The organism is Blautia argi (genome assembly GCF_003287895.1).
GTDB classification, from domain to species: domain Bacteria; phylum Bacillota; class Clostridia; order Lachnospirales; family Lachnospiraceae; genus Blautia; species Blautia argi.
Genome location: NZ_CP030280.1, coordinates 1382107 through 1406518, shown reverse-complemented (window position 1 = coordinate 1406518; position 24412 = coordinate 1382107). Strand labels below are relative to the sequence as shown.

Here is a 24412-nt window from a genome sequence, read left to right as displayed (position 1 = left end):
ATCATACAAATCAATTCTCAATAAATTCACAACAAAAAAGACTAAAACCACTTTATTTGTGATTTCAGCCTTATAAAGTATTTTTATTCAGCTTTGAAAAGAGCTTCTACATGAGCACCGCCTTGTCTGGCATTATATATTTTCAAATTTCCTCCATGCTTTTCACAGAAAATACGAGAAATATACATACCAAGGCCAAAATGCTTTAAATTATCTTGTGGATTCTTATGATAAAATGGCTCTGTTACTTTTTCCTCAGTATCCACAAATCCTATTCCATCATCTTCAACAGAAATTATAAGAAAACCATCCTTTTTCTTTATCTGCAAAGCAATACTTTTTTGTGCATATCGAACCGCATTTTCCAGTAAGTTGTCTGTCACTTCCATGACAAGTTCCTCATCCACTTTCACAATGTTTTGTTCCTGCACTCTTTCTACCTTACATAATTTACTTTCCTTCTTGGACAGCATGGCAGCTTCTGCCTCAATCTTTTTTGCCAGTTCCGATAACTCTATCTCTGAGCATTGCAGTTCCCTCTGTTCTAAATGGGACATTTTTCTCATGTTTTCCGTGAAATGCTCTATACGGTCAATCTGATACATGCCTGTTTGTAAGATATCAATAACATCCTCTGTTTTTATACTCTCGGCAGAAACAAACTCTAAGAGCATTTCCTGATACCCACGCAATATGGAAAGTGGAGAACGTATATCATGTGCAATTGCATTCCGCAAAGCCTTCTCGTCATCAATCATTCGCCACATCTTTCTGTTGTTATCTGCTAAATCACTTCGCATCATTTCAAATTCTTTACACAAAGTTCCCATCTCATCTTTATTTTCATAGGACACATGAAAATCCAGTTCATTATCTGCAATCATTTGTGAGGCATCTTTTAGTTCCTGTAGAGGTGTCTTTAACTTATTTTTATAAAAAAAGAATACCGCAACAACACTCCCAACAATCGAAAAAATCAGTACCGAATATGTTTCCATAAAGTCACACATTTCCGAAAGATGATAGTCCAAACGATTCATCTGCGATTGATTAGGTCTTGATATCTCAATCTCGTATTTCTTTCCATATTGCTGAAACACGTCCGTATAATCTGCATAATCAATATATTTTTCCCATATTTTATTCTGCATATTTCCTGCAAAATGAACTGTAAATCCAGATAACAGAAATGCTGCCGTTAAGCTGATCACAAAATAAAGCAGAATTGTTTTTTTCAGTGACAAGTTTCTTATTTTTTCCATCGGTATCCAATCCCCCATACAGTTTCTATGTATTCTTTTTCTGAATAATCCGCTATTTTTTTCCTTATACGCCGTACTAATTCCGTTATCGTTCTACTGTCCCCTTCCGCATCATATCCACAGACTTGTGCATATATACGTTCTTTATCAAACACCTGCCCTGGATGCATGGATAAGAATTCAATAATCTGATATTCAATTTTTGTGAACTCCATCCTGTGTCCGGCTATAGCTACTATTTTTTCAGAATAATCAATCAGCATTTCATCCATGAAACGGTATTCCGTTTTTTGTTGATGCCTTTCTTCTCTCTTTATGTTTGTGACAATCCTTGCTTCCAACTCCCGAAGACTAAATGGTTTCGTAATATAGTCATCCCCACCCGAAAGCAACCCATTAATTTTATCATCTTCATCAACTCTTGCTGTTAGAAACAAAATCGGGCATAACACTTTACTGCGTATCAGACGACATACTTCAATCCCATCCATGCGTGGCATATTGATATCCAACAAAATAATATCCGGTTTCATTTTTATTTTATTTAATGCTTCCATTCCGTCTGTAGCCGTAATGGTTTCATATTGTTTCATATTAAAATAACTACAAAGCATTTTCACCAATTCTTTATCATCATCGACAACTAAAATCTTGTATTTCATCCAAACCACCTCCAGTATCCATATTATACGATAAAAAACAATGAAATCACAACAAGAGTACATGAAGAATGTACGCACAATATATCTTTTTTCTCAATTCCAGCTCAATTTCCACTCAATGTCTTTTACCTCCGATTTTCGTATGCTTATCTCACAGCAAAGCAGTACCACACCGGTATGACCTGCTGAATCAATCAATACGAAAACGGAGGTATTTTTTATGCGAGAACTCAAAAACACAAAAATCATCGCTGTAGATCATGGCTATGGCAATATGAAAACAGCAAACACCGTCACACCAACCGGAATCAAAGCCTATGAAACCGAACCAATCTTCACCGGGAATATTCTGGAATATAACGGCATTTACTACCGGATTGGCGAAGGACACAAAGAATTTATCCCGGATAAAGCTATGGACGAAGAATATTATCTTCTGACGCTAATGGCTATTGCAAGGGAACTGAATGTCTTTTCCATCCGTGAAGCAGATGTTCATCTGGCTGCCGGACTTCCTCTGACATGGATCAGAAATCAAAGAGAAGCTTTTCGTTCCTATCTGCTCCAGAATCCAGAAGTCCATTACCGTTTCAACGGCAAAGAATATCATCTCCACTTTGCGGGATGTAGCCTTTACCCACAGGGATATCCGGCTATTGTAAACCACCTTGGAAATTTCAAGGGAACTAATCTCCTTGCAGATATCGGAAACGGAACCATGAACATTCTGTATATTAACAATAAGAAAGCTCAGGAGAGCCGATGCTGGACAGAAAAACTTGGTGTAAACCAGTGCATGATTGCCGCAAAGAACGCTGTTCTGGACAAATTCGGAGTGAAAATTGAAGAATCCACAGTAGAACAGATTCTGCGGTTTGGAACAGCTGACATTTCAGCACCATATCTGGATTGTATCAGTTCTATTGCCAGACAGTATGTGGCAGAACTTTTTTCCACGCTCCGCAAATATGAATATAATCCTGACCTGATGCGCCTGTATGTGGTTGGCGGCGGTGGATGCCTGATCCGTAACTTCGGAACGTATGACAAATCACGAGTCACAATCATTGATGACATCTGCGCCACTGCCAAAGGTTACGAATCTCTGGCTTATATGAGCCTGAAAAGGAGGGGATAAACCATGCAGAACAATATCCGCAACACAAACCTGCGCTTTAATCTGGACAAAGAACAACAGCGGAGAGCCTGGGAATATTTACAGACGATGGACAGGCAGGATTTTAAATCTTACAGTCAGGTAATCTCTCTTGCACTGGTAGATTATTTTGACCGCTACTACCGCACACAGGCTGATCCTTATCTGGAAACAAGAGAACGGGAAGAACTTTTTGTGAAACAGATTGTAGATGCAGTGGAAAACAGTCTGAAACAGGAATTGCCACTTTTTCTTTCCGGACTGACTGTAGGCATGGCGCAAAGGGAGCCCCAAATCAGTAATGTCATTAACTTAAGAAAATTTTGATTATTGCAATAAGTGTTCAGATTAGCTTTTTTTAAAAATCACAAGATTTAGGCATAACAAATAAACAAACCAAAAGTCTGTTTTTTGCCAGCTATATTCATTTGAATAATTTTTATCCCATACGATATGCAAAACTAACCCATCGTTTCTTTATTACTCGACGCTGATATTGTCGGTGCGGTCTTTGGGGCGATAGTTCTTTCTTGATCAGACCTTCAACATCTATCGTTACAAATGTCTGACGCAGATAATGCCTGCATATTTGAATCGCCATTGTGTAGTTTAATTGGTATGTGTACTTACGGTTTCTTTCTTCCAGTATGACATTTGCTGAAATAATTTCACAAAACTTATACAGGATCAATTTTGCGTAAATTTCCTGACAGATATATTCCACATTTTTAGAGTGAAGATTTGTCAGACCAATCGTATATTTCAGCTCACGGAAAGAAGTTTCGATTCCCCACCGCATATGATAAAGTTCTTTGATCTTTTCAAGTGGAAATTCGTCTCTATCCAGGTTGCTGGCTATACATTCATAAACTCCATTTTCCAGCTGAAACTGTGTGAGTCTGAGATGAAGTGTATAAAACAAATTCTCAGAATCAAGAAAGTCAAATGGCGATGAATTTGAGAGATATTTATAACCTTTCGTTTTATAAAACTTTTGTTTACGTGTCAGAATCAGTTCGATTTCTTCGTCAAATTCACAGGATACCGGCAAGGAAAGGCTTCCGGAAATGCCGCCTTTTTTCGAGGTATCTTTAATCCGGATCAGATAAAAGAGACCACGTTCCTGAACATTTGCAAAAATGTTATAAGTTTCGTATCCACGATCTGCCATAATGATAGTCTTCTGATTTGCAGTCAGTTTTTTAACCATTTCAATCATGGCAGAGGATTCATTTTCTTCATAAGGCTCCTGAATCAGAGCATCGACATATCGCCTGCTTTGGAGGTCATACAAGGCATTAAGATGCAGTTGATTAAAACCAAAAGTTCCTTCTTTACCAGCAAAATACGTGTGTGGATTTAGTGGATCACGAAATATATTCAAGTCAGAACCATCACAGGCAAGTAACTGATAGCCTTGGTATTTTTTGTTACATAATATCTGCTCATGAAATTTGTGAAATAAATGTTCCATGGTATCTGGCTTCAATTTGTTCCTTTGCTTTATGAAACCAGAACGGGTTATTTGATTCAGATCATAATTAAAATATTTATGTAATTCTGAGTTAAGTGAACCACCTTCCATAGTAAGTAGAAAGTTTATTGTCGAGGTAAAGTTCATCTTCCGATTTCTGGTAAAATCATGCCCGGGATTTTTGACGTAATCTTCTATCTGACTGGACATGCTGGAAATGGCAGCGTTGAGTTTGTTGCGGACATAATCAGCGTAAAAGTTCATTAGCAATTCCTCCTAAAATGTATTCATTCAAGGAGGCTTCGCCACATTTTTTCTGACATTTGTCAAGACCTTTTTCTGTTTTATTTTTATAAACTATAAATGAGCAAATATTGAAATTTGCACAAAACTACCCTACCAGTTTCAAAACAGCTTCAAGTGACGCGCCATTTTTTATGAACTGGTGCAGATTACCGATTCGCTCTGTTTTGACTTGATCTTGAAAATACCGGTATCCTTCCTCGAAGGTATTGTATTTCCCAGAATGCATACAGCACATGTAATGAACCAATGACATGATCAGCCAATACCGCTCGATTCCCTGCCGTGAGCGGATCTGACATTTGTCCAGCGCAAGTTTGTTTTTGCTCTGACGGAAAAATAATTCGATTGGCCACCGTTCTGTATATGTGTCAAGGATTTCCTGTGTGGATATTCCGGCATTTGTGGATATAAATACCCTCAGCGATTTCGGATTTCCAAAAGCTTCCCGGGGATAGCTGATAATAACCACCGCGTTTGGAATATCATTGAGTTCTCCTTCGTAGCGATACACATAGAATTCACGGCCGCCAACGGTCACAAGGCTGACAGCACGGTCTGTTTTTCTCAAATGAAGGGCAAACTCACTGACTTTCTGGCGGATTCCGCATGGATAGATGACCCGGTTGGTCTTCAGCGCTCCAATCGTATAAAATCCTTTCCGGATAAAACTCTCCATTACCTTTACGGAGGTATACCAGCTGTCGCATAGGAAATAGGAAATCACCGGTGCCACAGGAAGTTCATCCGCAATCTCCTGGACAATCTGTATCTTTGACTTTGATTTGTCATACAGGATGTCGGCATAATTCAGTATGAGCCCATTACAGGAAAGCATGACAGAAACAATCTGATGCCCATAATCCTGACAGCCCTTTAAATGGGATTGATGAAAGTACGCCGCTTCAATTGGATGCCCGGCCTGTAACGAAGGCCTGGTATGCGAAGCAATCGTATCATCCACAATACAGAAAACAGGCTGTCCTGAGCGTTGCGCTTCCAGATAAATAACCTGTATGACGGCATTTTTCAAAGTATCCTGGAGAGCGGAATCATTCCACTTGCCGTGGTTCAGGAAATAGGCGGTTGTGGTTCTATGCTGGTTACTTACTTCGGCGAAATCTACAGTTTTCCCCCTGTAACCACGGAGGAAAACGGAAACAATGATAGTCATCAGATGGTTTAGGTACACATCGGATAAAAATAAGCCGAGTTTTAAGGTTTTAAAGTAATTGTAAATACTGTTAGAATGATGTATACTGTTTGCAACGGGCACCCCCTTGTTGTTTGAGTATGTTGTTTGTTGGTACTTCAATTATACATCATTCAACAGCGGGTGTCTTTATTTTGTGCAATATTTGGTATTTACTCATTTATAGTTATAAATTTTCTTAAGTTAATGACATTACCCAAATCAGGGCGTCCTTTCCAACACCTGAAAATTCACAGCCGGATAATGATGTAGACTGGGATTTTCTTGGAGAATAACTGATTGGAGGTGAACACATGACGGACTTTCTGACAGCAGACACCAACCTGCCATCTTATATGATGTTTCCCCGTTTCCTTCTGGACATGGAAATAAACGAAACTGCCAAAATGCTTTATATTATCCTGCTCGACCGGGCAAGGCTTTCCCAGAAAAATGAGGGCTGGTCAGATATCGATGGTCATGTGTTCATTTACTTTACAATTGAAGCACTGGCAGAAGTTCTCCACAAAAGCCAGATGACGATTAAAACTGCTCTGGCAGTACTGGAAAAACAGGAGCTTATCTTCCGAAAACGGCAGGGACCCGGACAGCCCAATCGAATTTATGTAAAACTCCCAAAAGAAACCATCCACTATACAGACAGATTTCTTTCCCTAAGACAGACAGAAAACTGTCCTATTGACAGACAGGATTCTTTCCCTGATACAGACAGAAAACTGTCTGGTAATAAGAAAGAGATAAAAAAGAACAATTTAGCAATAAGAGGGAGTAAGGAGCCACTCTCACCCTATGGAAAATTTCAAAATGTTTTTCTGTCAGAAAAAGAGCTTGAAGATATCCGGCAGACAATCCCTGACTGGAAGGATTATATTGAACGCTTATCCGGTTATATGGCTTCTACCGGAAAACAATATCAGAACCATGCAGCTACCATCATCAGTTGGGCAAGACAGGATCATCCTGCTTCCCGGCAAAGAAATTACGAAAGTGAGGAATACGAAACACTATGACAAGATTTACAGGAAAAGCAACCGCTATAACACCAAACAGGAGAGCTTCAGCCTGATGAATATTTTAACGAAACAGACCACCTGATCTACTGTTCCAAATGCAATACGCCAAGACAATGCCGGCATGAATTACAGGGAAAGGTGCTTATTCCTTCCATTCGCTGTAAATGCCAGCAGGAAATCTTTGAGCAGGAAGAAACCCAGAGAAAACTTCATGAAAAACAAATGGAAATAGAGCATCTTAAAACCAGCGGCTTACAGGACAAAGCACTCTATGACTACACTTTTTCCAAGGATAACGGCATCAATCCGGAAATAAAACTGGCACACAATTATGTAAGCAACTGGGAAGAGATGAAAGCAAACGCCTCCGGACTTCTCATCTGGGGTGATGTCGGTACTGGAAAATCTTTTTTTGCAGGCTGCATTGCCAATGCCCTGCTGGAAAAAGGCGTTCCTGTACTGATGACCAACTTTTCCCAGATTCTGAATACCCTTACCGGAATGCATTTTGAAGACAGAAACCAGTTCATCAACAGCTTAAACCGCTACAGTCTTCTGATTATTGATGATCTCGGAATTGAGCGGAACTCTGACTTTGCACTGGAACAGGTATTCAATGTGATCGACAGTCGTTACCGCAGTAAAAAGCCCCTGATCATAACGACCAATCTCACTTTATCAGAGCTGAATAATGCCGCTGATATCGCACACAAACGAATTTATGACCGTATTCTGGAGAGATGTATTCCTGTCCGTATCAATAACCGGAATATCCGTCAGGACAATGCAACAGATAATTTAAAACGGGCGAAAAAAATCCTGTTGAACAATCATGCTCCGAACCAGAATTTGACTCAAAGAAGTATAACGCAATGATTATTTTTCACTGACAGTGGTACTACTATCTTTCCTTATTTTTCACCAAGAACATGCCACTGTCAGTTATCTAAAACCATAGTACCAAACCAAAAGATTTTAAAACCAAAACTGCCCGGATACGGGCATAAAAAGGAGGTGCCAGGTATGGCAGATAAAAGAATCATGACACCGGAAGAAAAAGCACTTTTACAGGCAAGACACCGCCAGGAAGAAGCTGAAGCAAGAAATCGCAAAAAAGAACGTGATGCCAGAACACACCGATTAGTCCAGGAAGGAGCCATTCTGGAAAGTATTGTTCCCCATATTAAAGAAATGGATTTAGATTCCCTAAAACGGGAGCTGATGATCCGGCTACGGGGAATGTAAACGCACAAGTTCTACTCCCGAAGGGCCCGAAGGGCGCACTTACTCACCACCTGATAAATCAGGCAGTGGTATCCCCTTCGGGGCTCGTGCGCTCTGCCGAGGGCTTTATCCGCTGTTGCAGGCAACATCGAAAGGAGGTGCCAGATATGGCAATTTATCATATGCAAGCCAAAGTCGTCAGCCGTGGTTCCGGTCGGTCTGCCGTTGCTGCTTCTGCTTATATGAGCTGTAGCCGCATGTACAATGATTATGACGGCATCCAGCATGACTATACCAGAAAGCAGGGGCTGATCTATCAGGAGGTGATGCTTCCTCCAATGGCTCCATTGGAATGGAATGACCGGGAACAACTCTGGAATGCTGTGGAAGAAACCGAAAAGACCAAAGACAGCCGACTTGCAAGAGAATTTGTTGTCGCACTCCCCGTTGAGTTGGATAAAGACAGCAATATTTCTCTTCTTCAAGATTTTATTAAAAAGAATTTTGTAGATATGGGGATGTGTGCTGATTTTGCCATTCACGATACAGATGGTCACAATCCCCATGCACACATTCTTCTTACTGTCCGACCATTAAATGAAAATGGAACATGGCAGTATAAAACAGAAAAAGAATATCTCTGTATCAAAGATGGGGAAGAAAAAGGGGTTTACTGCTTCTGAATTTAAAACTGCTCAGAAACAGGGATGGGAAAAGCAATATCGCTATAAAGTTGGAAAAAAGAAAGAATATCTGACTTCCTCTGTTGCACAGGAAAAAGGATATGAACGGATTGATAAACACCCCAAGAGCAGCCGATATGGCAGACAGAATCCTATTTCCCAACAATGGAACAGTGATGAACAACTTTGTATCTGGCGGGCAAACTGGGCAGATGCCGTAAATAAAATGCTTGCACGTAATCAGATAAATGCTACCATTGATCACCGCAGCTTTGCAGATCAGGGAATCACCGAACAGCCAACCATCCATGAAGGCTACATTGCCCAGAATATGGAAAAGAAAGGCATGATAGCAGACCACTGTGAAATCAACCGTCAGATTCGTGCGGATAACAAAATGCTCCGAGAATTAAAAGCAAAGGTAGCAAAACTGGCTGAAGCTGTAGAAAAGTCTATTCCAATAATAGCTGAAACGTTAGAAGCGATCCGCAATCATATGATTTTTACACAGTATCATTTGCTCCACAATGAGATGCAAAAAGAAGTGATCCATGACTGGATGAATCATTTTAATCCAATACTGAATAAATACAACACCATTAAAAAGAAACTCAAAGCTAAAGTTACAGAGCGGAAAGAACTGAATGTGAAAAAAGAGAAAACCAGTATTTTGAATCCCATCCAGCATATAAAATTGAATCAGCAGCTTACCACTGTTACCGAAGAAATTGAAGAACTGAAATCAAGGAAAGAGCAGCTAATCTTCCAGGCACAATGCTCTACCGATAAAGATATGACAAATCTATCCAAGAAATATGACCAAATGAATAACAATCTTGATATCCTAGATTCTCAGGACATCTCGCTCAAAAAACAGCTTGAAAAAGATGCCGCCGCTTTCCGGGAAGAAAAATTTCATCCTGAACCAGAACAATATACCGAGTTACTGGATACCAGAATCCAGATACGTCCTGATTTCCGGGATAAGCTGATCGAGCAGCTCAAAGGTACTTTTGGTAAGTATTATGACTATCACCGTCGTGATATTGCAGCCGATGAGGTGGATTATCTCAATGTGGAAGACCCTGATGTTTTCTCCCATCGTGCATGGGAACTTAAATATCAGAGAGAACAGGAAATGCGGCGAAATCAGTCTGCTCGGACTAAGAAAAGGTCACATGATATGGAATTGTAATCATCTAAAGTATTGTCCTGGCACCATAAATGGTGCCGAGACAATGAATAATATTCACACATTATTATTTTAATATTCCAACTATTTACTTTTATTTGAAATCTAAGTCATAGTCTAGCATTTTCAATGCCTATACTATCAACATTCTTTTTCTTCGATTAAATAGACACTGTCTGCTAAAACAATCAAGCTACAACGATTTTACTGTTCAATCTTTTTCTGTATGAAATGTTCAATAACATTATTGAACATAATGTCATCAAATTTTTCTCCTGAAAATACGTTATCACAAATTTCTATTAACCAATCGACATCTTTGACCGGAAGCTTGTTCTTCAATAAACAAAGCATTTCCGTAATGTTGAGCTGAATATCTTGCGTTTGAGCTGCAAGATAACACGCATCTTCTGGTTCCGTCAACAACTCCACAGATTTAGAATATATCCATAGTTCTTCTGCAATATATCCTATTGGAAGTTCATCGACATCGGTGACTTTTTTTTCAGGCAAATCATATTTTTCACTAAAGCAGTCAAGCATTTGTGCTGTCACATTCACAGGATATGGAGGCACCAGTTTATCAAGCAATGAATGATTTTCTGATTCGATTGCCTTCTTGACGTCAACGAGCATCCGTCGAGGGAACTGTAAAGCAGTAGAATCTATTTCTTTGGACTCGTTTGCAGATAATATGACTAGGTAATCAAAGGGAGCATCAGCAAATGCGATACAGCCCAGAAGCCATTCGGTTAAATTGCTTTCCGATGCCATATCAAAATTACCAACTATGATGGGATAATAGCTCAACATGTCAATGGTGTAAATCTGATCAGGAAAATGAATCGAATACTTTGATTCTAATTCCGACAATCCGTCTTCTACTATCTTTCTCTCATCCCGACAATGCCCGTCATACCAATTGCTAATTTGATATTTATTAAAATACTTATTTGGCGAATGTGTCTGGTAGTAGCTACAGCACATTATTAGTCGCTCTATGTTTTGTGTTTCCATAACACAAAGAGTCAACTGTCTTTCCTGAAAGCTAAAATCAATTGCAATTTCTGCAAAGTAATTCTGCATTGTCACAAGAGCACTTTGAGCTATTGTGAGGTTAACCATAGCCAATCTTTGTTTTTGTTCATTCTTAATGAGGAACCCTGCAAACTGATTCATAAAGTTTTGTATGCTTTGAAAGTATTTACTCTTTATTTTTCCTAACCTCTCGGGCACTGTAGCTTTTTCTTCAAAAGGACGATCTTCTTTAGGATATCGCTTTTCACCAGTAGTAATTAGGGCAAATTCTTCACGAAGTTGATCTACCTCCCCGGCCAAACTCCCTAATGGTTTTCCGCCAAGGAGTTTGTAAATACAGGCACAGCACTTATCTGCAAGCAAACATATATGTTCTCTCACATCAAACCAGTAATTTAACCATTCTGTCGCGGTATCAAATTCGTAATTGCTCATAATGGTCTTGTTCCATAGCGACGTAAGATTCTGATGGAACATGATTACAATATTTTTAATGGGCATTTCTTTATGTGCATCGTCGGGAACAGGATAAGCCGAGAGCAAATCAACTGTCGGCTTGAGAGCATCCGCGCAATACAAATCAAAAATAGGCAAGGCTTTACAAAGGAATTTCAGCCTTGAGACGCTCTGCTCATTTCCCGTTTTAATATTGTGCAATCGAAGGATATATTCAATGTGAATCGCTTTTTTTTCGGAATCAATAAATACCCTATGTGATCTGGTCCACTGCTTAAGGTACGTAAGAATACTCTTAAGATTTCGTTCCACAAATTCCATATATTTCTCTCTGTTCCCGCAGTAGGAGAGATACATCAGCGTAGAAACGCACTCCAGCGTCAATTTTTCTGGCTTGCTCCAAAGATCGTCCAGAGAAAATCCGGCAGATACATTCCACTCTGGATTGATGTTATAGATCCACTCAGAAATGGAGGTATAGGACGTGATGTCCTTTATTCCGTCAAAACGAAAGGTACGCATTTTCCTATATAAACAATCGCAGAAAATATAGACATACGTTTCCTGCAAACAGCAGGTGGGAATACGCTCCCGTAATCGGCAAAGATATTCTATATTCTTATTATCCGGAAATGTTTCCCGCATTTTGTCCAGCGTATCCATCGACACACCGAAATCCTCGAATACAGCAAAGGGGCACATTTCGGTCGATAGAAGAAAAAGACCGCCGTGGGCATCTGCATCGTCAAACGCAGCCCGGTTAGAAAGGAAATACTGCATCACACTCCCTGAAAAAAGCCCCTGTATTGCAGAAGTATAGTTTGAAAGGTCTTTTTCATCCCATAGACTCTCGACCGCATCGCGGAAAAACGTTTCTTTGTTCAGGGTAAACTCCGGCAGATGAGAAAACAGTATCGATAGGTCCGCTTTGTCCGCCATTTTCATAACTGAAATGGCGGTATTGTCAATTGGCAGGAATTCATGCAGCCTCTTAACAACGTGCTTTGACCGAATGGGATGTAGCCCCTCAATATACCCACTCTCTTCATTTACATGCACAAGGAACTCCGATTCCATACCTTTTAAAAGCTCCCCAAAATCCGAGCCAGAGTCTTCTGATTGACTCGCAGAAAGTTTGATAGCAGAAAGCCTGACTCCGCAAAGATCTGCAAAACATACTTTGCGTAAGATTTCACATTTTGCTTTGCCAGAAGATGATTGTCCTATTTCGGATATTTGTGAGGCTATTCTTTCTGATAACATCTCACCATGAGTAAGCAAGTAGACATACTCTATAAGTAGTTGCCTTTCTGCAATCTTATTCCATGCTCTTTGCCAGCTTGTTATGCTTGGGTGAAGTTGCTTAGCCTCTCTGAATAGATTGAATATCTCTATTGCTTCCTTTTCTTCTAAAACCGGCTTAATTACTTTCAAAGACTGGATATTGCTCAAGTCACCACTATAATTATACCAATCCATCTCTCGCGATGTGATGAGCAACTTATAATGACAATGCAATTCGGATTGTAAGAGCTGAACAAGATAATTCCATTTGCTGAGATGGTTATCCAGATTGTCAATTAAGATAAGAATCTTTTCACCAAGCTGCATTCTTGCTTTGAAATATTGGACAATATTCCCAATTTCTTTTATCTCATCACACCATAGTAACTGATATGGTATATATTCATTTTGGAGAATATAAGCTGCCCGCAAAGCCAGCGTGGTTTTTCCTTGCCCACTAGAAGCTTTAATTACAGTAACCATGTTTTCGCAAATAGAATTAATAACATCTTTTTCTAAACTCGGTCGTTTGATTGGAAACCCACTTACTATATCTGCTGGTGTTGCTTTTTTCCCTTCGTAAAAACTACACCCTTCATCAATGCTAGGCTTAGAGTAGTCCAGTTTACGAATCCAACTATGAGCTGGATTTTGAGGACCCTTACTGATATCTATTTTGACAGATTGGATTTTGGAATCTAATTCTGCTTTTGTCACATAGGCCCGCTGCTCCATTTTTTCAAAGCAAAGAATTTTTATGCTATTTGCAAATAATGAAACATTGTCTGTGTTAATCTCATAAATTCTAATTAAGGTTTTTTCAATTTCAGTAGCAAGTATAGATTTTTCAATCTTCTCAAATGACAGATGTGAAATAAATTTATCGAAATCATAAACAGACCAATTCCAAGAAGGATTGTTTTTCTTGATATTTGAAATCACGCCAGCCCAATGGGTGCGTGATTTTTCGTCTAACTTAGATGCAAATATCTTACTTAGATGGCCTTTTGCAACAGGGAAATCGTAAACAAGCTTAAAAAATCTATTTTGATCCAGCAAATATGCTTCAAGAAAATTTTTGAGCACATCAGTTAAAAAGCTGGCATCCTGTTTGTTGACAGAATATTTCAACTGTATATGAGTAATATCATTACTACCATTTTTCTGCATGATACAATCAATATCTTCAATCCCCTCAAGCTGGAAAAAATTGCTTGGATTTGATGACGAAAGAATTAAATAACACGAATACAAAAATTGATATGAATACCCCCTGAGTGCAATTTGTCCGCCATCCCTAGAAATACTTAATTCCTGAATATTTGCTTTTGGAGCTGTAATCTTTTTGTTTTTCTTCTTTGTGCTTTTTCCCATATTTTTCCTTTCGTTCTCTTATTACATCTACACGTGCTCTAATCTGTACTTATCAAATTTTCCAATTCAGAATATCGAACGATTCTATTTCTATTAGGAAGTTTAATGGCATTCATCAATTCCATTTCCTTGTAATGAATAAAACATTTTAGATACTATAATAAAAAAATCCCGTTGCTTTAATAATACCATCTTCTTAACCCATTTTCTATATAATCTCTTCCAAACAGCGAAAAGCTCCCGAAGGAGCTTTCCATTACCTTAAATATACACTAATTCTTTTAACACAATCTCTTCTGCAGCATTCCGGATATTGTTTACCGCTCTGACCCATTCCATCTGATCACGAGCTTTCAATTCTTCCGTAATGCCCTGCTGCTCCATCATCTGACGTACCAGAATATCCATTCTCTCCTGTGCTTCATCGTCCACAAGATTCAGATGTTCCACCAGTCTGTCTTCCAACATATACAGTGAATACATTGCCAGACGATGCTCTTTCAGATATGTTTTCCGCATCATTCCATATTTCCCATAATGCGGTTCTTCATCTGTACTGACAAGATTCGGATAGTAAATTCCGTCTGCGCCAAGTGTGTAGGTTCCACCCATTTTTTCAAATGTGCTTTTCATGTGTTATTCCTCCTTGAAATCAGCGATGTCCTTAGATCATCGCAAAATATTTCAGGGCAGCCTTGATAGCTTCTTCCTTCTCTTTCGGGCATTGTGGAACTCTTGCATTTTCTGATTTTGGAAGATTATAGTTTTCTCCCACTCCAATTCCACATTTGCGTTTTACCTGAGAAATATATAAACTTGAAACCTTCAAGCCAAATTCTTTCAGCACATAATCTTTGATTTCCTGATAGGTTGCTTTCAACTCGGCACTGGTAGCATCCAGCTCGTCCAGGTCTAAGTCGATCTCTATCGTGTCATCCGGCTTCTGTTGGGACAAAAGAACAACTGTCTCCACATGCTCCGTCATCGGAAACAAGTCCACCCCCTGTATCCGTTCCACCTTCCACCTCAGCTTCACCAATATCTCCAAATCTCTCTGCAGAGTTTCCGGATTACAGGAAATATACACCAGCTTTTCCGGCTTCATTCGGCTTACAGCCTGCAAAAATTCCGGGGTGCTGCCGGCTCTGGGCGGATCCATAAATACTACGTTCACCTGCTCTGCTCTTGCCGCCATTTTCTGTATAAAACCTTGTCGCATCTCCGCATAAAAAGCGGGCATTTTTCAAATGGTTTGCTTTTGCATTTTCTATAGCACACTGCACAGCACTTTTGTTTAACTCCACTCCCAGCACATTTTTTGCATGTTTTGCAGCAGTCAGTCCAATGGTTCCTACACCGCAGTAAGCATCAAGCACCGTCTGTTTTCCGTTAAGTCCCGCTGCCTCAATGGCTTTTTTGTATAAAATCTCTGTCTGTTTGGGGTTTACCTGATAAAAACTGGAAGCCGCAATACGGAACCTTACGCCGCAAAGACTGTCTGTAATAAATCCTTTTCCATACAGGATTTTCTCCCTGTCCCCCAACACCGCACTGGTGGAGCGGGCATTTACATTCTGCACAATAGTCGTAATATTCGGACAAAGCTCCCGTACCTTTTTTACAAATGCCTTTGCTCCTGGCAAAACAGGAGAGGCCGTCACCAGCACAGCCATAACCTCATCTGTAGTAAGACTGTGCCTTACCAGTACATGCCGGATAAGCCCTGTTCTCCTATCTTCATCATAAGGCTGATATTTACAGTCTGACACCGCTCTTCGCACAGCTTCCACTGCTTTATCCAGAATCGGCTGATGCAAAAAACAGGTTTTTACAGGAAGAACTCTGTGGCTTCCCTGAGCATAGATTCCGCTCTCCAGATTCTTCCCTTTTCCTTTTGCAAAAGTCGAAATCACCTTTATTTCTGTAATTCCAGGGATTTTCCATACCCAGGATTGGCTGTACCTTCCCGAATTTTCCAAGAAGCTGTTCCAGTCTTTTCTGCTTCTTTTTTAATTGCTTCCTATATGGCATGGACAGCATACTGCAGCCGCCACAGCCTTTTCTCTCCAATTCACAGCTTCTCTTTTGCTCTTCCATGTTTCGTCCTCCCAAAACTGCCTCTTTTTGCAGATAATCTGCTTTATTATATCACCCCTTACTTTTTTCGTCATGTCTTTTTTCTGTTTTTCAGATTTCTTTTAACAAATTTTAATTACCCCTTTTACAATTTCTGCCTTATTATGGATACTGTAATCCATTGCTTTCTGCACCTCGTCCAAATCAAAAATATCCGTTACAATGCCCTTTAAATTAACTTTTCCGGAAGCTACCGCATCAATTGCCATGGGATAAATATGGCGATATCGGAATACAGTTTTAAAGGTCAGTTCCTTATCCAGCGCAAGGCTCATAGGTAGTGTAATTTCTCCGCTCTTGCTGTATCCTACCAGCACAATAGCTGCGCCTTTCTTTGTAATCTGCACAGCCTGTCTTGTGGTAATTTCACTTCCTGCTGTTTCAATAACCAAATCAACGCCTTTTCCCTCTGTCAGCTCTCTGATGCGCTTTACAACATCTTCCTTTGCGCCGTTAATGACTCCTGATGCACCTAATTCCGTAGCTTTTTCCAAACGTTTGTCCATAATATCTACCACATAAACCTCTGTGACCCCTCTTGCCTTTAATGCCATCATAGATACCAGACCAATGCAGCCAGCCCCCATAACCACTGCCTTTTGTCCAAGATGCGCATCACCCTGAATGGCTGCATGGAAACCAACAGCCAGCGGTTCAATTAAAGCTCCTTCCAGGGTGCTTACATTCTCCGGAAGCTTGAAGCAAAGCCCTGCCTCATGTGCCACATATTCCTGAAAAACTCCATCGACAGGGGGTGTGGCAAAGAACTCCACGTCCGGACAGAGATTGTATTTTCCTTCTCTACAGAATTCGCAGTGTCCACAGGTTTTGCCCGGTTCTAAAGCCACCCGATCCCCCACTTTTAAGTGTGTTACATTTTTTCCAACTTCCACAACCGTACCACCCGGTTCATGCCCCAGCACAAATGGCGGCTTTACCACAAAATCTCCGATTGCTCCGGATTCATAATAATGCAAATCGCTGCCACAGATGCCCACATATTCCAACTTTACCAAAACCTCGTTATCCTTTGGTGTGGGAATTTCTCTTTCCTCAAATCCCATTTTTCCAATGTCCAGCATGACAGCTGTTTTCATTTTACCCTTCATGATTTTTCCTCCGCTTCTCTTTGTTTTGCACTTAATTAAATAGTTTTACTATGTGTTTATATTATAACGTTCAGGAAAAAAAGTCAAGAAAAAATGCTGATGCACAAAGCGCTTTTTACGCTTCCATGCATCAGCATCTAAATCGAATACAAAGAAAGGCCAACTTCTCTTGTCCTTACAACGTCTTGTTTCAGATAAAGAACAATACTGGCTTACACAGTTTCCAAAAAATTTTCTATCACTCTCAGACCTGCCCCCAGAGCTGCCGCCCCTTTTTTATAGCGGCATGCTTTTACAAAAGGCATGCTCTCCCCAAAGGTATTCCTCTCATAAATTTTTTTCCAGAGCATATCCAGATAGGGTTCCAGATAGCTGCCCACATAGCCGCCCAGTACAATATCACAATCTAAAATCATATGAAGATTATTCACAGCCAGAGCCAGCTTCTCTGTATAATCTTCCCAGAGCGCTTCGCCTTCCGCCTCTTCCGTCTTTAAAGCGCAGAAAAACTCCTCCAACTTTCCGCCTTTGCTATCAGCCAGACGCTTCGCAGAACAATACGCGTCCAGACACCCTTTCTTTCCGCAATAACATAAATCCCCCTCAGGAACAAGCGTCATATGTCCCGCCTCTCCGCAGCGAAAATTTTTTCCCTGAGAAAGTTCTCCCTTTGCAAACAAAGCGCCTCCCACAGTATTGCTGAGAGAAAGATAAAAAAATTCTTCTCCGTCTTCCGCCTGCAGTCCCTCTGCATAAGCCCCTGCATTGGCATCGTTTAAGAAAAAACAGGGATAGGGAAAACTGCTGCTGACCTCTTCCAGGGGCAGCCACTCTACGCCCAGAACATGGGAATAGGTAATGGCATTTTTCTGAAAATTCACAATCCCCGGGAAAGAAATTCCAAGTCCCAGAAACCGTTCTCTTTCCACATTGTTTTTATCCAGAAATTGTTCCAGCATATCTGCCAGTTCCAGATAATACCCCTTCCCTTTTTCATAGGACTTTGAAAACCGTACAAAATCCAGAATCTTTCCCTGCAAATCCAAAAGAAGCATGCTCACATGATTTCCTGTAATATCCATTCCTGCTGCAAGACGGAAGTCCGCGCAGACTTTTAAACCCTTTGCCCGTCTTCCCCCGGTGGAAGCCAGCTCTCCCACTTCCTGCAAAATTCCCCTTTCCAAAAATTCTTTTGTATTCTGAGTAACTGTAGGAAGACTCATTTGCAGTTGATAGGCAATATCCGGATTGGAAACTATCCCATTTTTCAGAATATAACGAAAAATTCTGTTTCGATTATTCTTTTTTACTTCTATATTCGTTATCTGCTTTTTTGTCATTTTAATCTCCATTCCTCCGCCTTTCAGTCGGCGGCACAAATAGTAATGAAAAATTTTCAACGTCCTTACTCTGTGCGATAATAGTTTCAAGAAGCTATACTACAAAACACGGGAAGGGGTACTACGAGTCCGTACACTAAGAATTGTTTAAGCGCCTTCGTTTAATTGTGTGGCAGTTCAGTCAATGGCTTCTTATCTTTTACGAAAGGAGCCTGACTTATGAAAGTTACTTATCCAACCTGTTGTGGTGTCGATGTCCACAAATCTTTTCTCATCGCCACAATTATTAGAACTACCAATGGTTTTGAACCTTCTTATCAAAAGAAACGCTTCTCTACTTTCAACAACTCTATTTTACAATTCAAGAACTGGCTTCTTGAAAACAACTGTTATGATGTCTGCATGGAATCTACTGGTAAATACTGGATTCCTGTCTTTAATCTTCCGGAAGACGACATCAATCAATCGCTAACCCTAAATGGATAAAAGCTGTCAAAGGTAATAAAGACGATACGAAAGATTCTAAATGGATTGGAGATTTGTTCCGCCTTGGACTTGTTCGCGGCAGTTATATCCCTTGTAAAAAGATTCGTATTCTCTGAGAATACACAAGGTATCGTTATAAACTCGTTTTCTGCCGTTCAAGTGAAAAAAATCAATATCAGAATGCGCTTACTGTTTGCAATCTGCCTTTACAGACGTTATTTATGCACGGATTTTACAAAAAATCACCCAGCCAAACAGCACAGCTCCAAATATCAACAGTAACAAAACACTTATATCCATGCCCTCTTCTCCTTTTTCAAGTATAACATCTACGCGCTTCTGTGTCATGCTTTCTTTCATAAAATAAGGACACAAAAGTAAAAAAAGGACTGCCTTATACCCCGGGAAAGTTTCATTCCCTTCCCGGATTTTATAAAACAGTCCCTCTGTATGTTCCTATTGCCTATCTCTCATTCCCACTCTGCCGCAAATCGATCATGTACGACCCGCATAGCTGCCTCTGCCTCATCTTCTGCAATCACAGCCGTGATGCGGATTTCAGAAGTGGTAATCATATCTGTATTAATCCCCGCATCAGAAAGCGCTTCAAACATTTTTGCCGCCACGCCCGGATTAGAGCTGACGCCTGCGCCTACCACGGAAACCTTTGCCACGTCTTCTTCACAACTGATATCTACCCTGCCCAGCACATCTCCATGCTGCTTTAAAAGCTCTGCTGCCATGAGCATATCCGGTCTTGCAATGGTAAAGGTCAGGGTTTTTGTTCCGTCCTTTTCCAAAGACTGAATCATCACATCAATATTCATTCCATGCTTTGCCAGAAGATTTAAAAGACGGAAGGTGCTTTCCGGATCGTCTTTCATACCTGCCACTGTAATTTTCGCAATATTTTTGTCTGTTGCCACACCGCTTATGAGCATTTTTTCCATTTTTGTACTCTCCTTTACAACTGTTCCCTCTTCCTCACTCATACTGGATTTTACTACCAGTTTCACATTGTACCTTCTTGCCATTTCTACACAGCGGTTATGCAGTACCTTTGCCCCAAGAGAAGCAAACTCCAGCATTTCCTCGTAGGTCACTTCGTCCATTTTTCTGGCATTCGGAACAATTCGGGGGTCTGCGCTGTATACGCCGTCCACATCTGTATAAATCTCACAGACATCTGCGTTCATAGCTGCTGCAAGGGCAACGGCTGTGGTATCTGAACCGCCTCTTCCAAGAGTTGTTACATCATCATATTTATTGATTCCCTGAAAGCCGGTCACCACTACAATTTTATTGGAATCCAGCTCTTTTTGAATACGCTCTGTGTCAATTCTCTTTAATTTTGCATTCTGATAAGCAGATGTTGTATGCATAGCCACCTGCCAGGCATTTAAAGAAATCGCCGGCACACCCATTTTGAGCATGGTCATGGCCATAAGGGACACGGATACCTGTTCTCCTGTGGACAGCAGCATATCCATTTCTCTTCTGGAGGGCATATCTGCAATCTGGTGTGCCTGACCAATCAGCCCGTCTGTGGTCTTTCCCATAGCAGAAAGCACTACGATAACCTGATTTCCTTCCTTCCACTTCTTAATACATCGTTCTGCCACATTTCTGATTTTCTCTAAATCTGCCACAGAACTTCCGCCGAATTTCATTACTGCAAGCATAAGTTCTTCTCCTCTGTCTGTATTTCTGAACTTCATTATAGCACTAAGAAGTGGTAAAGTCACCTGTTTCTTTTACTCATTCCGCAGCCGTTCCACCAGGCTCTGCTTCTCCAGATTTCTGAAACAGAAATACGGCACTGCCACTGCAAAAGCCACCAGAAGAGGGGTACATATTACCAATGGAAACAGGGTAAAATGAAAGCTTGTCATGCCTCCCTGCGTCATGCCGCGAATAACAATTCCAACCACAAGGCTGCTGAAAAGATAGGAAGCGGTTAGCGTCAGTCCTGCATAATAGAGTCCTTCCAAAACCAGCATTTTCCGCAGCTGTTTTTTGCCCATACCCACGCTTTGAATCATGGCAAATTCTTTTCTGCGGCTGACTACAGAGGTTACCATGCTGTTGATAAAGTTCAGAATCCCCACAATAGCAATGATAATACTGATGGCATTTCCCATCACAGCCGAGGATCTGGTTTCTTTTTCATATTGCTGCGCTATGGTATTTTTAGAGGTGAGATTAGAGGAATTTCCGGTTTCCCTCAGATACGCCTGCACCTGTTCTTCTGCTTCCAGTACCTTCTCTGTGTCTACATTTACATAGAATTTTCTCACGGTACTGTCCGGCCAGAGTCCGGAAAATACATCTGCAGGCAGCAGAAATTTCATACTGTATCCGTTTTTATTTCCTTTCTCGCTGGCTCCCTCTGTTACAGATACCAACGGCGCAGTCACAGCCATAACTTCAAAGGTTTCTCCCTGAATTTCTACCTTTTCTCCTACCGAATAAGTCGGCATGGTAACTCCCTTTTCTTCTGTGCCCGGCCCCTCTGCCAGAATATATTTTCCTGTGGCAAATTTGTCTTTGTCAAAAGTTCCGTTTAAAAGATAGGATTCCTTTGTCTGGCTTTCCAGAGGAATCCCCTCAATTCCCCAGATTTCTGCTCTTACTTCTTTTGTTTCCATGGCCTGCTCACAGCCCTCTGCCCCTGCCTTGTCATAGGAAGCCCATTCCTGCAGAACTTCCGCGGTATAATAATTTTTCATGTTTTTTACTGCATTGTCGCTAAGCGTCATGGAAATTTCCCGTGAATAAGCCCGCCCTTCCCCTGTTTTACCGGGAAGCTTCCGCAGCTTTTCCAAAAGCGCTTCATCAACGGTACTTTCAAGCGGGTCATATCCGTTTACCCGCTCCTCACTGTCAGCATCGTCAAACTGAAAATCTGCAATCGCCAGCTCTTCCAGATATATATTCATATCAAAAGCCGCATTTTTGGCATAAAAGGCAGACAGCAGAACCAGCGCCAGGGTCAGCGAAAGCAGTACGGTTACGGTTCGTTTTTTGTTCCTCCAAAGATTCGCCCATGCCATCTGTGCAACTGTTACGGTTTGAGGACGTTTTTTCTTCTTCTTTTTTGTCCTGGTTTCTGCGTCGCAATAACGAAGGGCTTCTACAGGAGAAATTTTACCTGCAATTCTTGCCGGACGCAGACAGGAAATCATAACCGTAAGCCAGGCAAACACAGCGGAGCCAAGGAAAATTAAGGGATTTACAGAAACCACTGCCGTCCCCTCTGCCCAGCTTATCAGAGCCGGTACCAGTTTCTTGCCCAAAAGCCAGCCTAAAAGCAGCCCCAGAGGAATTCCTATCAGACAAAGACGGTTGGCCTGTCCGTAAATCAGCTTCTTAATCTGTTTTTTCGTGGTTCCCAGAGTTTTCAGTTTTCCGTAGAATTGGATATCTGCGGAAACGGAAATTTGGAAAATATTGTAAATAATCAGATATCCTGCCACAAATACCAGAAGCATGCTCGCATACATGGGAAGACTCTCCTGTACCGCCTGTACACCCATTTCCGGAGAATAGGCCAGGTTTACCCCATATTCCAGATTTTCCAGACCTGTATCTCCTAAAATCCTGTTCATGGTATCTTCTATGTTTTTCGTGCTTTTTAAATGCACCTGTGCCATACGCGTTCCCAATATCTGGTCCTTGGGATTCTCCACGCCTTTTATCATTTCCTGTGCAAATTCTTTGCTCACCCAGGCATAGCTGGCATAAGAGGACATATTGTCGTCCCAGAATCCGCAGAGCGTAAAGGTGCTTTCTGTTACCTCAAAGCTTTGAAGGTCCTTACGCCACTGCAGCGTCACCTTTTCTCCCAGTTTATGAGGGATTCCCAGTCTGTCCAGCACCTCCACGCCCACTGCCACCTCGTTTTCCTTTTCCGGCATATGCCCGGTTACTGGCGCAGCAAAAGAATGAGAAGCGTACAACTCATCTGCCCAGCGGATTTCCACCTGACGTCCTGCCAGCTTTTCATTTTCTGCCAGTCCCAGCACAAGACTCTCTCCCACTTCTTTGACCTCTTCATGGTTTTTGATTTTCTTTACTTCCTCTTCTGTAATCTGTTTAAAAGAGGCCTGTGCATCGTACCCGGACTGCCGGAAATTCATAACCACCATATTTTCACTGATGCTTTGTGCCAGCACAAATAGAGTTGTGAACATCAGGGTGGTTAAAAGAATGGCAAAAACCGCTACAAAATTGCGCCCCTTATTTTGACGAAAGACCCGATTGGTCAGGGTTTTCATAAGACTGTTTTTCTTCATAATGCCCTCCTCTACTGCTGTACCAGCTTTCCGTCTTCTATACGGACAATGCAATCCGCCATTTGCGCAATTTCCGGATTGTGGGTAATCATCACAATGGTCTGGTGAAACTCTTTTCCCGTCATTTTCAAAAGTCCGATTACATCGTCACTGGTCTTCGTGTCTAAGTTTCCGGTAGGCTCATCGGCTAAGACAATAGAGGGCTTAGAAGCCAGCGCCCGTGCAATGGCCACTCTCTGCTGCTGTCCTCCGGAAAGCTGATTCGGCATACCGTCCAGCTTTTTTTCCAATCCCAGAAGCTTCACTACCTGCATAATAAATTTTTTGTCCGGTTTTTTTCCGTCTATGGCAACCGGAAAAATAATATTCTCCCACACATTTAACACCGGCACCAGATTGTAATTCTGGAAGACAAAGCCTATCTGCTGACGGCGAAACACGGTGGCTTCCTCGCTGTTTAACTCGGAAAGCTCCGTATGTCCCACTTTAATGCTTCCTGAAGTGGGGCGGTCCAGACCGCCCAGCATATTTAAAAGGGTGCTTTTTCCGCTGCCTGAGCTTCCGATAATTGCGGTAAATTTTCCTGCCTCTATATCCAGATTCACTCCGTCCAAAGCCTTTACCAGAGTATCTCCTTTTCCGTAATATTTTTTCAGATTTCGCACCTGTAAAATAGCTTCCATATGTTTTTCCTCCTTTTTTTGATACTTAC

Annotated in this window: 19 protein-coding genes and 3 pseudogenes; 7 read left to right on the top strand and 15 right to left on the bottom strand. The window is 41.1% G+C overall.

Translation table 11 applies throughout. The features are described from left to right. Positions 1-83 precede the first annotated feature (83 nt). Together DQQ01_RS06875 and DQQ01_RS06870 are read right to left on the bottom strand one after the other, a co-directional pair. A complete protein-coding gene (locus tag DQQ01_RS06875) occupies positions 84-1262 on the bottom strand; it encodes a HAMP domain-containing sensor histidine kinase (RefSeq protein ID WP_111919441.1) in 1179 nt (392 codons plus the stop codon). Next, positions 1250-1924, bottom strand: a complete 675-nt coding sequence (locus tag DQQ01_RS06870; protein ID WP_014080778.1) for a response regulator transcription factor — start codon at positions 1922-1924, stop codon at positions 1250-1252. The genes DQQ01_RS06875 and DQQ01_RS06870 overlap by 13 nt, the downstream gene beginning before the upstream one ends. Positions 1925-2144: 220 nt before the next feature. Between DQQ01_RS06870 and DQQ01_RS06865 the strand changes: the two genes are divergently transcribed. Together DQQ01_RS06865 and DQQ01_RS06860 are read left to right on the top strand one after the other, a co-directional pair. Then, positions 2145-3062 (top strand): ParM/StbA family protein, encoded by a 918-nt coding sequence (locus tag DQQ01_RS06865; RefSeq protein WP_015560112.1) that lies wholly within the window; start codon positions 2145-2147, stop codon positions 3060-3062. A 3-nt stretch (positions 3063-3065) separates the two neighbouring features. After that, the gene (locus tag DQQ01_RS06860; protein WP_111919440.1) at positions 3066-3407 is read left to right on the top strand and encodes an adenylate cyclase; all 342 of its coding nucleotides are present in this window, start codon (positions 3066-3068) and stop codon (positions 3405-3407) included. A gap of 112 nt (positions 3408-3519) precedes the next feature. On the opposite strand, the gene DQQ01_RS06855 is transcribed toward DQQ01_RS06860, so the two are convergent. Further along, positions 3520-4818 (bottom strand): IS4 family transposase, encoded by a 1299-nt coding sequence (locus DQQ01_RS06855; protein ID WP_111919439.1) that lies wholly within the window; start codon positions 4816-4818, stop codon positions 3520-3522. A 127-nt stretch (positions 4819-4945) separates the two neighbouring features. After that, on the bottom strand, positions 4946-6031 hold the full coding sequence (locus DQQ01_RS06850; RefSeq protein WP_111917880.1) for a transposase: 1086 nt from the start codon (positions 6029-6031) through the stop codon (positions 4946-4948). Between the two features lie 332 nt (positions 6032-6363). On the opposite strand from DQQ01_RS06850, the gene DQQ01_RS06840 reads away from it, so the two are divergent. From DQQ01_RS06840 to mobQ, 4 genes and pseudogenes are all read left to right on the top strand, one after another. Next, positions 6364-7080, top strand: coding sequence for a replication initiator protein A (locus tag DQQ01_RS06840; RefSeq protein ID WP_014080781.1), 717 nt, complete (start codon positions 6364-6366; stop codon positions 7078-7080). Next, positions 7077-7959: pseudogene (locus DQQ01_RS06835) on the top strand (ATP-binding protein). The gene DQQ01_RS06840 and the pseudogene DQQ01_RS06835 overlap by 4 nt, the downstream one beginning before the upstream one ends. Before the next feature lie 147 nt (positions 7960-8106). Next, positions 8107-8328, top strand: a complete 222-nt coding sequence (locus DQQ01_RS06830; RefSeq protein WP_005362330.1) for a DUF3847 domain-containing protein — start codon at positions 8107-8109, stop codon at positions 8326-8328. Between the two features lie 146 nt (positions 8329-8474). Beyond that, positions 8475-10185, top strand: a pseudogene (mobQ, locus tag DQQ01_RS06825) (MobQ family relaxase). A gap of 201 nt (positions 10186-10386) precedes the next feature. Here mobQ and DQQ01_RS06820 read toward each other — a convergent pair. The 7 genes from DQQ01_RS06820 to DQQ01_RS06800 all read right to left on the bottom strand — a co-directional run bounded on the left by DQQ01_RS06820 (position 10387) and on the right by DQQ01_RS06800 (position 18919). Continuing rightward, positions 10387-14334 carry a P-loop NTPase gene (locus tag DQQ01_RS06820; protein WP_111919438.1) on the bottom strand — a complete coding sequence of 1316 codons (3948 nt, stop codon included), beginning with the start codon at positions 14332-14334 and terminating at the stop codon, positions 10387-10389. A 261-nt stretch (positions 14335-14595) separates the two neighbouring features. Next, a complete protein-coding gene (locus tag DQQ01_RS06815) occupies positions 14596-14967 on the bottom strand; it encodes a TnpV protein (RefSeq protein ID WP_014080786.1) in 372 nt (123 codons plus the stop codon). A gap of 31 nt (positions 14968-14998) precedes the next feature. Further along, positions 14999-15493 carry a hypothetical protein gene (locus DQQ01_RS17405; RefSeq protein ID WP_330407700.1) on the bottom strand — a complete coding sequence of 165 codons (495 nt, stop codon included), beginning with the start codon at positions 15491-15493 and terminating at the stop codon, positions 14999-15001. Further along, the gene (gene rlmD, locus DQQ01_RS06810) at positions 15405-16313 is read right to left on the bottom strand and encodes a 23S rRNA (uracil(1939)-C(5))-methyltransferase RlmD (RefSeq protein ID WP_330407699.1); all 909 of its coding nucleotides are present in this window, start codon (positions 16311-16313) and stop codon (positions 15405-15407) included. Before rlmD ends, DQQ01_RS17405 begins: the two co-directional genes overlap by 89 nt. Before the next feature lie 30 nt (positions 16314-16343). Beyond that, on the bottom strand, positions 16344-16505 hold the full coding sequence (locus DQQ01_RS16410; RefSeq protein WP_242980743.1) for a hypothetical protein: 162 nt from the start codon (positions 16503-16505) through the stop codon (positions 16344-16346). Between the two features lie 27 nt (positions 16506-16532). Beyond that, complete coding sequence (locus DQQ01_RS06805) at positions 16533-17579, bottom strand: NAD(P)-dependent alcohol dehydrogenase (RefSeq protein ID WP_111919437.1); 1047 nt, start codon at positions 17577-17579, stop codon at positions 16533-16535. A 212-nt stretch (positions 17580-17791) separates the two neighbouring features. Then, positions 17792-18919 carry an ROK family transcriptional regulator gene (locus DQQ01_RS06800; protein ID WP_111920862.1) on the bottom strand — a complete coding sequence of 376 codons (1128 nt, stop codon included), beginning with the start codon at positions 18917-18919 and terminating at the stop codon, positions 17792-17794. A gap of 219 nt (positions 18920-19138) precedes the next feature. On the opposite strand from DQQ01_RS06800, the pseudogene DQQ01_RS18110 reads away from it, so the two are divergent. Next, positions 19139-19656, top strand: a pseudogene (locus DQQ01_RS18110) (IS110 family transposase); the annotation flags it as partial. Here DQQ01_RS18110 and DQQ01_RS16885 read toward each other — a convergent pair. The 4 genes from DQQ01_RS16885 to DQQ01_RS06780 all read right to left on the bottom strand — a co-directional run bounded on the left by DQQ01_RS16885 (position 19625) and on the right by DQQ01_RS06780 (position 24383). After that, entirely contained in the window at positions 19625-19753 is a 129-nt protein-coding gene (locus tag DQQ01_RS16885) for a hypothetical protein (protein WP_278278192.1), read from the bottom strand. The pseudogene DQQ01_RS18110 and the gene DQQ01_RS16885 overlap by 32 nt on opposite strands. A gap of 122 nt (positions 19754-19875) precedes the next feature. Then, entirely contained in the window at positions 19876-21087 is a 1212-nt protein-coding gene (locus DQQ01_RS06790; RefSeq protein WP_111920861.1) for an aspartate kinase, read from the bottom strand. A gap of 72 nt (positions 21088-21159) precedes the next feature. After that, positions 21160-23700 carry an ABC transporter permease gene (locus DQQ01_RS06785; RefSeq protein WP_242980652.1) on the bottom strand — a complete coding sequence of 847 codons (2541 nt, stop codon included), beginning with the start codon at positions 23698-23700 and terminating at the stop codon, positions 21160-21162. Between the two features lie 11 nt (positions 23701-23711). Then, a complete protein-coding gene (locus DQQ01_RS06780; RefSeq protein WP_111919436.1) occupies positions 23712-24383 on the bottom strand; it encodes an ABC transporter ATP-binding protein in 672 nt (223 codons plus the stop codon). Positions 24384-24412 lie beyond the last annotated feature (29 nt).